This window comes from Streptomyces sp. NPDC094448, assembly GCF_044763775.1.
Lineage (GTDB): Bacteria > Actinomycetota > Actinomycetes > Streptomycetales > Streptomycetaceae > Streptomyces.
In genome coordinates, this window is sequence record NZ_JBIWGU010000007.1 from 144,363 (window position 1) to 157,064 (window position 12,702).

Below are 12,702 nucleotides of genomic sequence, written 5' to 3' on the forward strand. Positions count from 1 at the left end.
GTCGTCAACACGCCCCAGTCCGGTTTTCATCCCGTCGTAACAATCGGCGACACCGTGTGACGAAGCACGGCGGCCCCATAAAAATGCGCCCGGCGTGCGCGAAGGGCGCACACCGGGCGCGGATGACGCCTGTGGCCGGATCCGATTACCCCGGACCCCGGCGGTCAGCGGGTGGCCGGAACGGCCTCCGTCGCCGCCCGCTCGGGCGTGGCGGGCACGGACTCGTACGGCACGGCGGTGGGCACGAAGGTGCTCCGGGCCGCCACGGCCGGGTTGATGTCCTTGTGGATCGCCCGCGCCACGGCCTGGATGGTGTTGACGCCGTCCTGCATCGCCTTGTTGTTGTGGGTCAGCACCACCAGCGAGTAGTTGTGGCCGCGGCCCGTGAAGGCGCCGATGCTGTGGACCCGCCAGCCGAGCGTGGCCCGCGGCAGCCAGCCGTTCTTCACCTGCACGGCGGCCGTGGTCGGCGCACCGGCCGGGGTGCCCCAGCGCTGCGAGCTGACGACGGCGCGCATCAGCTTGAGGGCGTACGCCCGGGAGGCGTCCGTCAGCAGGCCGTTCTTCTCGGTCAGTCGGCCCAGCAGTATCTGCTGGTCACGGGCGGTTATCTGGGTGAGCCCCCAGTAGCCGCTCTTGCCGGGGACGGTCTGCGTCATTCCGGCGGCCGTCAGGAAGCGCTGGACCTTGGTGGTGCCGAGCTGCTTCCAGAGGGCGGTGGTGGAGTTGTTGTCGGACTTGGTGATCATCGCGGTGGCCAGGCTCTTCTCACGGGAGGTGAGGCTGCGCTTGGCCCGGTCCGCATCGTGCAGCAGGGCGGCCAGGACCGTGGACTTCACGATGCTGGCGGAGTCGAACTTCTGGGTCTCCCGCAGCTGGCAGGTGGTGCCGCCGACCCGGTCGTTCAGGTAGATCGCCGTCGTCGACGTACGGCCCTTGAGAGCCGCGTTGATGTCCTTGGTGAGCTTGGCGGCGAGCCCGGCCTTCTTGGAGACGCACGTGACCTGCGGTGTGGCCGCGGCGGCCGGAGTGGCGGCGAGCAGTGTCGGCACCATCGCAGCGGCGGCGAGCGCCGCGGTGATCGCGGTGCGCTGACGAATCATGGAAGCTTCCCATCCCCTGGAGTCAATGCATGGGCGTACAACCGTTCGGTACGTCCACCGTTGGAGATGACAGCCGGGAGGCCGAATGGTTGCCTCGCCGGGGGCCGCGGAGGGGGAACAGTTACCTACCAGTGACACATGTGTACGAATCAACGACATCGGCACCAGGGTGCGACGGCGCGCCGGACGGCCGGAGCCACTACCGGAACCGGTACCTCCGCCCCGCCGTTCCCGGGCCGGAGCCGGTGACCCCGCCCGCCGGCCTGACCCCGCCCCACCTGACGCCGCCCCCGCCTGGCGGCCGCGCCTCCGCGGTCGGACCCCGGGCCGCCTGCTGCCGGTGCCGATGCCGGCGGCCGGAACCCCCGCCTCGCCCGGTGCGCCCCCACCACCGCCGGGCACTGCATCGCACGGGCGCAGCGCAGGCCAGGTCCAGGCCAGGTCCAGGCCAGGTCCGCGTCGGAGTCGGGCCGTGGGTGCCGGACGAAGGGTCGTCGGGCCGGACGGCGGACAGCAGACGGCACTGGAGGCGGGGCGACGCGGGCGGGGGCGGCGGGGGCGCCAAGGGCGGGGCGGGGCGCCGGACACGGCCTCCTACAGGTGCGTGGGCGCGAACATCCTCAGCAGTGCGGGCAGCACCACCACCGAGGGCCCCGGCTCCGCCAGTGCCTTCGCCAGATCGGCCGCGAGCGTCTCCGGAGCCGTACGGACCGCGGGTACACCGAAGGACTCGGCGAGCGCCACGAAGTCGGGCCGGGCCAGTTCGGTGCCCGTCGCCTCCCCGAAGGCGTCCGTCATGTACTCGCGGAGGATGCCGTAGCCGCCGTCGTCGACGATCAGCCAGGTCACCGGCAGTCCGTACTGCCGGGCGGTGGCCAGCTCCGCGATCGAGTACATCGCGCCGCCGTCGCCGGAGACGGCGAGCACCGGCCGGGACGGATCCGCGGCGGCGGCGCCCAGCGCGGCCGGGAAGCCGTAGCCGAGGCCGCCCGCGCCCTGTGCGGAGTGCATGGTGTTGGGCTGCCGGGCGTCGAAGGCGGACCAGGCCCAGTAGGCGAGGATCGTCATGTCCCAGAAGCTGGGCGAGGTGTCGGGCAGCGCCTCCCGGACGGCGGCCAGCAGCTGCTGCTCCTCCGTCCGGTCCTGGGCGGCGATCCGCTCCCGTACCTTCGCGAGTACGGTCCGGACCCGCTCCGGCGCCGCCGGGTCGGGCCGCTCCGGCACGGTCTCCAGCAGGGCGGAGAGGGCGAGCCTGGCGTCCGCGTGGATACCGATGCCCGCGTGGTTGGCCTCCAGTTTACCCGCGTCCGCCTCGACCTGGATCACCCGGCCGCGCGGGGCGAAGGTGTGGTAGTTCGAGGAGAGTTCGCCGAGGCCGGAGCCGACGACCAGAAGGACGTCGGCGTCCTCCAGGAAGTCGGTGGTGTGCCGGTCCTCCAGCCACGACTGGAGCGAGAGCGGATGCTCCCAGGGGAAGGCGCCCTTGCCGCCGAAGGTGGTGACGACGGGCGCGTTGAGCCGTTCCGCGAGCGCGAGCAGTTTGCCCGCCGCGTCGGAGCGGACCACTCCGCCGCCCGCGATGATCGCCGGGCGTTCGGCACCGGCCAGCAGATGGGCGGCGAGCGCGGTCAGCTCGGGCCGCGGAAGCACGTCCTCCGGGGTGGCGTCCATGGCGGTGACGACCGGCAGCAGGGTCTCGGCGAGGAGGACGTCCTGCGGGATCTCGACCCAGACCGGCCCGTGCGGGGCGGTCAGCGCGGACCGCCAGGCGTCGGCGATCGCGGACGGGATCTGGGAGGCGGTACGGGCGGTGTGCACCGATTTGACGATGTCCCGGAACGACGCCTGCTGGTCGCGGAGTTCGTGGAGGTAGCCGTGGCGGCCGCCGCCGAGCCCGGCGGAGGGCACCTGGCTGCCGATGGCGAGCACGGGCGCGGAGGCCGCGGCCGCCTCCTGGAGGGCGGCGAGCGACATCAGCGCGCCGGGGCCGGTGGAGAGCAGCAGCGGGGCGGCCTCTCCGGTGATCCGGCCGTAGGCGTCGGCGGCGAAGCCCGCGTTGTTCTCGACGCGCAGTCCGACGTACGAGAGCGACGAGCGGCGCAGCGCGTCGAACATGCCGAGGGCGTGCTGTCCGGGCAGTCCGAAGACGGTGGTGGCGCCCAGACCCTGGAGGGTCTCGACGACGAGGTCGCCGCCGGTACGGCCGGGCGGCGGATTGAGCGCCGCCTCGGTCTGCCGGGCGGTCGGCTTCAGCACCAGGTCGTGGTCGTGGGTCACTTCCCGGCCCTCTCGGCGGCGATCTGCCGGCTCATGATCGTGGTGAGTTCGTACGCGGTGTGGGAGGCGGCGACCGCGGTGATCTCGGCGTGGTCGTAGGCGGGGGCCACCTCGACGACATCGGCGGAGACCAGATGGCAGGAGGCCAGTCCGCGGAGGATCTCCAGGAGTTCGCGAGAGGTCATACCGCCCGCCTCGGGGGTGCCGGTGCCGGGCGCGTGCGCCGGGTCGAGGCAGTCGATGTCGATGGAGATGTAGAGCGGCCGGTCGCCGATGCGCTGCCGGAGCTGGTCGGCGATCTCGTCGGCGCCGCGCCGGTAGACGTCGGCGGAGGTGACGATGCCGAAGCCCAGCTTCTCGTCGTCGGTGAGGTCCTGCTTGCCGTAGAGGGGGCCGCGGATGCCGACGTGGGAGAGGGCGGAGGTGTCGAGGATGCCCTCTTCCACGGCCCGCCGGAACGGGGTGCCGTGGGTGTATTCGGCACCGAAGTACGTGTCCCAGGTGTCGAGGTGGGCGTCGAAGTGGAGGAGCGCGACCGGCCCGTGCTTCTTGGCGACGGAGCGCAGCAGCGGCAGGGCGATGGTGTGGTCGCCGCCGAGGGTCATCATGCGGGCGCCGGTGCCGAGGAGGTCGTCGGCGGCGGCCTCGATGGTCTCCACGGCTTCGTTGATGTTGAACGGGTTGGCAGCGATGTCGCCCGCGTCGGCGACCTGGGCGAGCGCGAACGGCGAGGCGTCCTGTGCCGGGTTGTACGGGCGCAGCAGGCGCGAGGCCTCCCGGATCGCGTTGCCGCCGAAGCGGGCGCCGGGCCGGTAGGAGACCCCGGCGTCGAAGGGCACGCCGACGACGGCGACATCGGCGCTGCCGACCTCGTCGAGGCGGGGCAGCCGGGCGAAGGTGGCCGGGCCCGCGTAGCGGGGGATGCGGGAGGAGTCGACGGGGCCGCGCGGCCGGCCGTCGCCGCCGGTGCCGGTGGTGGTGCCGGTGGTGCTACCGCCGCTGTTCGGAGCAGTGCTCATACCCGTATGCCCTCTTCCTGCGTTCTTCCTGGTAGGGATGGCGCCGACAGCGCCCGGATGCCGGGGCGGCCGCTTTTCCCGCCGCCCACCCCGGCCGACTTTCGTCCCCTTTTGGGGGCCTCTCACCCTCTTGAAGGGGTTCGAGGTTTCCACGGTAACCAGCGGGCGGGGGTGCCCGGCGGCCGGGGCCGCGGGTCGGGGGGCCTGCCCCCGGCCGCCGGGTGCTCAGACGGGGGTCTTCGCCCCGGGGTCCGCCGCGGTGGCAGCGGCCCCGGTCTCGCCGTCGCCGTCGTCGCCGCCGCGGCCCGCGAGCCGCTCCCGCCAGTGGGCGAGGATCGCCTCGTCCGTGGGCCGGGTCAGTAGGCTGACGGCGACGTATGCGGCGAGCGACGACAGCAGACCGTAGTAGACGGCTTCGGTGGCGAGGATGCCGTACGACGCCATCAGGCCGATCACCGCGACTCCGCCGACGGCGACCGCGGCCAGCGCGCCCTGGACGGTGCCGCGCTTCCACAGCAGTCCGCCGAGAATCGGTACCAGCAGCCCGCCGACCAGCAGGTTGTACGCCACGGTCAGCGCCTGGATCACATCGTTGAGCGCGATGGCGATCACGATCACCGCGATCCCCATGGCCAGGATGAACACCCGGTTGCCCTTGACCTCGTCGTGCGGCTCGTCCGCACCGCCCCCGGCACCGGTCCCGCCCCCGGTCCCGGTCCCGGCTCCCGAGCCGAGCCCGCGCAGCTTGGACCAGATGTCGTTGTTGGCGACGGTGGCACAGGCGATCAGCGCACCGGAGGAGGTCGACATCACGGCGGCCAGTGCGGCGGCCAGCACCAGCCCGCGGGCGCCCATCGGCAGCTCGTCCTTGACGATCAGCGCGAAGGCGTCGTCGGGGTTGGTGAGGTTCGGGTAGAGCACCTTGGCCGCGGTGCCGATCACGGCCCCGGCGACGGCGTACACCAGACAGTAGGTGCCGGCCGCGGTGCCGCCCCAGCGGGCGACCTTGTCGCTGCGGGCGGTGAAGACCCGCTGCCAGATGTCCTGCCCGATGAGCATGCCGAAGGTGTAGATCAGCACATAGGTGAAGATCGTCTCGCCGCCGATGCCGAGCGGGGCGAAGTACTCGTCGGGCAGCTCGGCCCGCATCTCGCTCCAGCCGCCCGCCTTGACGACCGCGACCGGCAGCAGGATCAGCAGCACGCCGACCGTTTTGACGACGAACTGCACCATGTCGGTCAGGGTGATGGACCACATGCCGCCGAGCGTGGAGTAGGCCACGACGATGGCGCCGCCGAGGACGATCGACACCGTGCGGTTCACGTCGAACAGGACGTCGAAGATGGTGGCGTAGGCGATGGTCGACGTGACCGCCAGCATCAGGGTGTACGCCCACATCACAAGGCCCGAGATCAGCCCGGCCCGGCCGCCGTACCGCAGGTCGAGCATCTCCGAGACGGTGTAGACCTTCAGCCGGGCGATACGCGCGGAGAAGAGGACCGAGAGCGCGAGCAGGCCGAAGCCGATGGTTAGGACCATCCAGGCACCGGAGAGACCGTGCTTGTAGCCGAGGCCGACACCGCCGATGGTGGAGGCGCCGCCGAGGACGATGGCGGCCATGGTGCCGGAGTACATGCCCGGACCGAGCCGGCGCCCTGCGACCAGGAACTCGCTCTTGGACTTGGCGCGGCGCATGCCCCACCAGCCCATACCGAGCATTCCGGCCAGATAGACGACGATCACCGCGTAGTCGACAGCCATCGGCTCTCCCTCCCGCTTCCGTTTCCGGTCCCCCGGGTCCCTGGTCGTACGTGGTCGTACGTGGCCCCGTGTGCTGCATAAGTCGCATGTGCCGCCGGTGCTGCCGGTGCGGCACTCGGGGCCGCACCACGGCGCATGCGCCCGTACCCGCCCCGTACCCGCTCACCCGTTCACCGGGCTGCGGCAGCGTGCCGCCCCCCGACCGTAGGTGGCCGGAAAGAAACCATGAAGTGTACGTTTCCTCCATTCCCGATGGCCTTGATGGATGGACCGCACATGCCGACCGTGCCGGAATGCGCGCCCGGGCAGCCCGCCGAGGGCTCCGAGGGCTCCGAGGGCTCCGCAGGCGCGGGGCCCGCAGGCCCCCCGCAGACGGCACAGACCCCAGCGGCACCGCCGACACCGCCCGTTCCGCTGGGCGCCCTGCTGGCCCGGGAGGATCTCGGGCTGCAGCGGATCGCGGGGCCCTGGGATCCGGAGCCGGTGGTGCACTGGGTCCACACCTCGGAGATGGCCGACCCGTATCCGTATCTCCTCGGCGGTGAACTGCTGCTGAGCGCCGGGGTGCAGCTCGCGGACCCCGACACCTATGTCGCCCGGCTGGTGGAGGCGGGCGCGGCGGCGCTCGGCTTCGGGGTGGCGCCGGTGTACGACACGGTGCCCGCCGGGCTGGTGGCGGCCTGCGACCGGTACGGGCTGCCGCTGGTCGAGGTGCCGCCGAGGACCCCGTTCACGGCCGTGGCGCGGGCGGTCTGGCAGCAGATGGCCCTGGCCCGCCACCACGAACTGCGCCGGGTGGCCCGGGCCCAGCAGGGTCTGGCGACCGCCGCGGCCCGGCCCGACCCGATCCCGGCGGTACTCGGCCAGCTCGCGTCCCGGCTCGGCGGCCGGGCGGTGCTGCTGGCGGCCGACGGCACCGAACTCGCCGCCGCCGGACGTCCGCTGTCCGGTCCGGCCGCGCGGGCGCTCGGCAGACTCGCGGCCGTGGTGCGCCCCGCGGCACCGGACACTTCCGGGGCCGTCCGCCCGAAGTCCCCTCCCCCGGCCCCGAAGGCCCGTGCCGCGCCCGGCGGCGGCGGGAAGGCGACACCTCATGCGGGCCCGTCGGCACCGGACCTCCCGGCCGCCCCCGGGGGCAAGGGCGCCCCCGGGGGCAAGGGGGTCTCCGGGGGCAAGGGCGTCTCCGCCGCTTCCGACACCGCCGACGGCACCCGGCTCGCCGCCTACGCCGTGGGCGGCGGCCGCGGTCTGGTGCTCGGCCTGGCCACCCCTGACCGCGAACCGGGCGACCACACCGTCGCCGGGGTCGCGGTCGTCCTGCTCTCCCTGCTGACCGCCCCCGGCCAGGCCGACGGCGGCTCGGGCCGGGACGCCGCCCTCGTCCGGCTGCTGCTGGGCGCCGATCCGGCCACCACCGCCGCCGAACTCGGCGGCGACCGGTGGACCGCGGTCCGGGCCCGCCCCGGCCGCGGCGGCGCGACCCCGTTCGCCACGGCCGCCCTCGGCGCGGCCCTCGGCAGCCCGCTCGTCGATCCGGCACCCGACGGGACCGTCCGCGTCCTGCTCCCCCGCGCGGTGGACGACGTGCCCGCGCAGCCGGGCTGGGTGCTCGGGGTCGGCGGCCCGGCCGGACCCGGCGGCCTCGCGGACTCCGACGCGCAGGCCGCGCGGGCGCTGGACACGGCGACAGCGGCCCGCCGGGACGTGGCCGTGCACCGTCCGGGCCCGCTGACCGCGCTGGTCCCGCCCGCCGAGGCCGCCACCCACGCCCGGACGCTGCTCGCCCCGCTGGCCGGCGCGCCCGCGCTCCGCGAGACCCTGCGGGCCTGGCTGTCGCTGCACGGGAGCTGGGACCGTACCGCTGCGGCGCTCGGCATCCACCGGAACACCGTCCGCCAGCGCATCGCCCGCTGCGCCGCCCTCCTCGGCACGCCCGCCACCCGCACAACTGCGACCGCCCCCGCCGATACCGCCTCCGCCGACACCCTTCCCGCCGATACTGTTCCCGCCGATCTGGACGACGCGGATGTCCGCGCGGAGCTGTGGTTCGCCCTGCGGTCCCTGCCCTGACCCCGGCCGGCCGCGGGTTCCCGGCCCCGCCCGGGCCGGTCCGAAGCCCGCGGCCATCGCCCCGGCGACTCTGGACAGGCCCCGTGACCTACGGGTAACTTCGGCCACGGGCCACGTCTGAGCAAGCGCTTAGCCAACGGCTCGCCGCACGGCACACAGGACACAGGACACAGCACCCGGGGACAGCCGCAGGCACCGCGAGAAGGAGGGCGTTCATGCGCCGCACCGTGTACAACGAGGACCACGAGGCGTTCCGCGAGACCATCCGCGCCTTCATCGAGGCCGAGGTCGTTCCCGTGTACGACGATTGGTACACGGCCGGGCAGGCGCCCCGCGACTTCTACTACAAGCTCGGCGAGCTGGGCGTCTTCGGTATCGAGGTGCCCGAGGAGTACGGCGGCGCCGGCGAGACGTCGTTCAAGTTCCAGGCGGTCATCACCGAGGAGACCGCACGGGCCGCGGTCTCCTTCGGCGGTTCCGGGGTGCATGTCGCGCTCTGCCTCCCCTATCTGCTGGAGTACGGCACCGAGGAGCAGAAGAAGCGCTGGCTGCCCGACTTCGTCTCCGGCTCCGCCATGTACGCGATCGCGATGACCGAACCCGGCACCGGCTCCGATCTGGCCGGTATGAAGACCACCGCCAAGCTCTCCGAGGACGGCACGCACTACGTCCTCAACGGCGCGAAGACCTTCATCACCGGCGGTGTCCACGCCGACCGGGTCATCGTCTGCGCCCGGACCGCGCCGCCGAGCCCCGAGGACCGCCGCCACGGCATATCCCTGTTCGTCGTGGACACAAAGCTGCCCGGGTACGCGGTCGGCCGCAAGCTCGACAAGCTGGGCCTGCGCACCTCGGACACCGCCGAACTGTCCTTCACGGACGTCAGGGTCCCCGCCGAGGACCTGCTGGGCGCGGAGCACCAGGGCTTCTCCTACCTGGGCCGGAATCTGCCGCAGGAGCGGCTGGCGATCGCCGTCGGCGCCTATGCGCAGGCCAAGGCCGCAATCCGGTTCGCCCGCCAGTACGTCACCGACCGCACGGTCTTCGGACAGCCGGTGGCCGCCTTCCAGAACACCAAGTTCGAACTGGCCGCCTGCCAGGCCGAGGTGGACGCCGCCGAGGCCGTCGCCGACCGCGCCCTGGAGGCCCATGACGCGGGCGAGCTGACCGCCGCCGAAGCCGCGTCGGCGAAGCTGTTCTGCACCGAGGTCGCCCACCGGGTGATCGACCGCTGCCTCCAGCTCCACGGCGGCTACGGCTATATGAACGAGTACCCGATCGCCCGCCTGTACGCGGACAACCGCGTCAACCGGATCTACGGCGGCACCAGCGAAGTGATGAAGTCGATCATCGCCAAGTCCATGGGCCTCTGAGGCGACGGGACGCAACGCCCCATGAGCACCGCACCACCCTCCGGGCCCGGGGAACCGGCCCCGGGCCCGGACACCGCACTGGACGATCTGCTCGGTCTGCTCGACCTCGAACCGATCGAGCGGGATATCTTCCGCGGCCGGTCCCGCCCGACGATCGTCCCCCGGGTCTTCGGCGGCCAGGTGGCGGCCCAGGCCCTGGTGGCCGCGGGCCGTACCGTCCCCGCCGACCGGGGCGCGCACTCCCTGCACGCGTACTTCCTGCGCATGGGGGACCCCGGCGCGCCCATCGTCTACACCGTCGACCGGATCCGCGACGGGATGTCCTTCACCACCCGGCGGGTGGTCGCCGTCCAGCACGGCCGGCCGATCTTCCACCTCTCGGCCTCGTTCCAGAGGTACGAGGAGGGGCTGGACCACCAGGCGCCGATGCCGCCCGCGCCGGACCCCGACTCCCTGCCGACGGCAGCCGAGGCCCTGCCCTCGTACGCCCGGCACTTCACCGATCCGGCGACCGCGGAACGCCTCCTGGAGGCTCGGGCGGCGGTCGATCTGCGGTACGCCAACCCGCCGCCGTACGCCACCGTCGGCGAGGTCCGCGAACCCCGTTCGCAGGTCTGGTTCCGCACCGCGGGCAAACTCGACGACGATCCGCTGCTCCACGTCTGCCTGGCGACGTACGTCTCCGATATGACCCTGCTGGACTCGGTGCTGCTGGCCCACGGGCGCGGCGGCTGGGCCGTCGGCGACGTGATGGGCGCGTCCCTGGACCACGCGATGTGGTTCCACCGGCCGTTCCGCGCCGACGAATGGCTGCTGTACGACCAGGAGTCGCCGTCCGCGGCCGGTGGCCGGGGGCTCGGCCAGGCCCGAATCTGGACCCGGGACGGACGGCTCGCGATCTCGGTCATCCAGGAGGGGGTCATCCGGGCGCTGGGCTGAGCCCCGCCGCCGCAGTCCCCTCGGCCGACGGTCGGCGGCATGGTGAACGGCGCGGAGCCGGCCCCGGGCCGCGGGGCGTGGCGCACCGGCCGGATCGCCCGCGCCGCATACGGTCCGCCGTATGACCGACTCGGACGTCCGGCCCCGCTCCGCTCCCCCGCCGCCGGAGCCGGAGCGGCCGGAGAGCGTCACGACGGTGGTCGTCGCCGCCGTGGCCAATCTCGGCATCGCGGCCGCCAAGGCCGTCGCGGGCCTGCTCAGCGGCTCCAGCGCCATGCTCTCCGAGGCCGCGCATTCGGTCGCCGACACGGTCACCGAGGTGATGCTGCTGACCGCCCTGCGGCGCAGCGAACGGCCGCCCGACGAGGACCACCCCCTCGGCTACGGCCCGGAGCGGTACATCTGGGCGCTGCTCGCCGCGGTCGCCACCTTCGTCGGCGGCGCGGTGTTCTCGGTGTACGACGGGATCCACACGCTCGCCCACGGCGAGGAGCCGGGCGACCCCCTGCTGTCGTACGTGGTCCTCGGCGTCGCCTTCGTACTGGAGGCCCTGTCGCTGCGGACCGGGCTGCGCCAGGTCCGGGCGGAGGCGGCCGGTCTCGGGGTCCCCGCGAAGCACTATCTGCGGTTCACCCCGGACACGGCCGTCAAGGCGGTGGTGATGGAGGACTCGGCGGCGCTGGCGGGTCTGCTGCTCGCCGCGGCCGGGCTGCTCGGCACGCAGCTCACCGGCTCGGCGGTGCCCGACGGCATCGCGTCGGTCCTGATCGGACTGCTGCTGGTGTACGTGGCCTGGGTGCTCGGCCGCAGCAATGCCGGGCTGCTGATCGGCAGGCCGCTGCCGCGGGCGCTGCGGGACGCGGTCCGCGAGGAGATCCTGACGGTGCCGCACATCGTGGCGGTGCTGGAGCTGACGACGCTGATCCAGGGGCCGCGGGAGGTGCTGGTGGCGGCGAAGGTCGACTTCCGGGACGCGTCGAGCGCCCGCCAGGTGGAGTGGGCGTGCGAGGAGGCGGAGCAGCAGGTACGGGAGCGGTTCCCGGCGGTCCGGCGGGTCTATCTGGACCCGACGCCCGGTATCGCGGGGGAACGGGACGCGAGCGCCGGGCGCCCGGAAGGCGCGGCTCCGGAAGGCGCGGGCCCGGGCTCGGGACCGGAAAGCCCGGGAACGGAAAGCCCGGGAACGGAAAACTCAGGACCGGAGAATCCGGGAACGGAGAACCCGGGAACGGAGAACCCGGGAACGGAAGGCGGCGGCCCGGAGCCCGGGGCCCGGTGATGCGTCCCGGCCCCGCCGTTCCCGGCTCCCGCGGGGTCAGACCGCCAGGCCCGCCGCGTCCAGCAGATAGTCCGTCATGGGCTCGTAGAACCGCGGGTCGTAGACATGGTCGTCGAGGGGGACGGTCACCTGGAGGGCGCCCTCGGCCTCACCGATGAAGAGCGCGGGATCGTTGGAGTCCGCGTAGCCGACGGTGTCGAAGCCGCGCTGTGCGGCGCAGCCCGCCCAGCCGTGGTCGGCCACGACCAGATCGGGCAGCGGGCTGCCGTCGCGGGCGAGCCCGTCGAGGATCGCGGCCATCGGCACCGGCGAGTGGGTGTGCCACAGGGTCGCGCCGCGCTCCAGCACGGCGACCCCGGCGACCTGGTAGACCATGCCGTCGTCGGCCTGGAGTCCGCCCGGGATCGCGACGATCTCGCAGCCCGCGGCGCGCAGCGCGTCGGCGGTCCTGCGGTGGACGTCGAGGAGGCCACCGGGGTGCCCGGTGGCGAAGAGGACCCGCTCCCGTCCGGCGGCGGCCTTGCGGAGCCGGGCCGCAAGCCGGTCCAGACCGGCCACGGTCAGCTCGGGGTCGATGGTGTCCTGGCCCGCGCGGTGCTCCGGGTCGTCGCTGACACCGCACCGCTCGGCCATCACGGCGAGCACGTCCTGCTCGTCCGTCCAGCGGTCGCCCAGTTCGAGGCCCAGCCAGTAGTGCCGGTCGCCGTTGGCGAGCCGGCGGTAGTGGGAGAGGTTGTTGTCGCGGGGTGTGGCGACGTCGCCCGCGATGCGGGTGCGGACGAGATGCTCGACGAGGGCGGCACGGCTGGGTATCGGCATGGTCACCATTGTGCCGTCACGGCCGCGCGGACGCCGGAGACCGAGGGGGCGCCCGGAAAGCG

General features: G+C 73.4%; 9 protein-coding genes. 4 read left to right on the forward strand and 5 right to left on the reverse strand.

Annotated features, from left to right (window positions below; translation table 11 throughout):
* Positions 1-164: 164 nt before the first annotated feature.
* From ACIQ9E_RS15400 to ACIQ9E_RS15415, 4 genes are all read right to left on the reverse strand, one after another.
* Positions 165-1,103: a serine hydrolase gene (locus ACIQ9E_RS15400; RefSeq protein WP_403707043.1), complete on the reverse strand. Its 939-nt coding sequence runs from the start codon at positions 1,101-1,103 to the stop codon at positions 165-167.
* Positions 1,104-1,697: 594 nt separating this feature from the next.
* A complete protein-coding gene (locus ACIQ9E_RS15405) occupies positions 1,698-3,380 on the reverse strand; it encodes a thiamine pyrophosphate-binding protein (RefSeq protein WP_403707045.1) in 1,683 nt (560 codons plus the stop codon).
* A complete protein-coding gene (speB, locus tag ACIQ9E_RS15410; protein ID WP_403707047.1) occupies positions 3,377-4,399 on the reverse strand; it encodes an agmatinase in 1,023 nt (340 codons plus the stop codon). The genes ACIQ9E_RS15405 and speB overlap by 4 nt, the downstream gene beginning before the upstream one ends.
* 225 nt (positions 4,400-4,624) lie before the next feature.
* Positions 4,625-6,160 carry a sodium:solute symporter gene (locus ACIQ9E_RS15415; protein WP_403707049.1) on the reverse strand — a complete coding sequence of 512 codons (1,536 nt, stop codon included), beginning with the start codon at positions 6,158-6,160 and terminating at the stop codon, positions 4,625-4,627.
* A gap of 276 nt (positions 6,161-6,436) precedes the next feature.
* On the opposite strand from ACIQ9E_RS15415, the gene ACIQ9E_RS15420 reads away from it, so the two are divergent.
* The 4 genes from ACIQ9E_RS15420 to ACIQ9E_RS15435 all read left to right on the forward strand — a co-directional run bounded on the left by ACIQ9E_RS15420 (position 6,437) and on the right by ACIQ9E_RS15435 (position 11,821).
* Entirely contained in the window at positions 6,437-8,230 is a 1,794-nt protein-coding gene (locus ACIQ9E_RS15420) for a PucR family transcriptional regulator ligand-binding domain-containing protein (protein WP_403707051.1), read from the forward strand.
* 215 nt (positions 8,231-8,445) lie between these two features.
* Complete coding sequence (locus ACIQ9E_RS15425) at positions 8,446-9,603, forward strand: acyl-CoA dehydrogenase family protein (RefSeq protein ID WP_403707053.1); 1,158 nt, start codon at positions 8,446-8,448, stop codon at positions 9,601-9,603.
* 21 nt (positions 9,604-9,624) lie between these two features.
* The gene (gene tesB, locus ACIQ9E_RS15430; RefSeq protein WP_403707055.1) at positions 9,625-10,542 is read left to right on the forward strand and encodes an acyl-CoA thioesterase II; all 918 of its coding nucleotides are present in this window, start codon (positions 9,625-9,627) and stop codon (positions 10,540-10,542) included.
* Between the two features lie 121 nt (positions 10,543-10,663).
* Positions 10,664-11,821 carry a cation diffusion facilitator family transporter gene (locus ACIQ9E_RS15435; protein ID WP_403707057.1) on the forward strand — a complete coding sequence of 386 codons (1,158 nt, stop codon included), beginning with the start codon at positions 10,664-10,666 and terminating at the stop codon, positions 11,819-11,821.
* A gap of 36 nt (positions 11,822-11,857) precedes the next feature.
* Here ACIQ9E_RS15435 and ACIQ9E_RS15440 read toward each other — a convergent pair whose 3' ends face one another.
* A complete protein-coding gene (locus tag ACIQ9E_RS15440) occupies positions 11,858-12,640 on the reverse strand; it encodes a phosphatase (RefSeq protein WP_403707059.1) in 783 nt (260 codons plus the stop codon).
* Positions 12,641-12,702 lie beyond the last annotated feature (62 nt).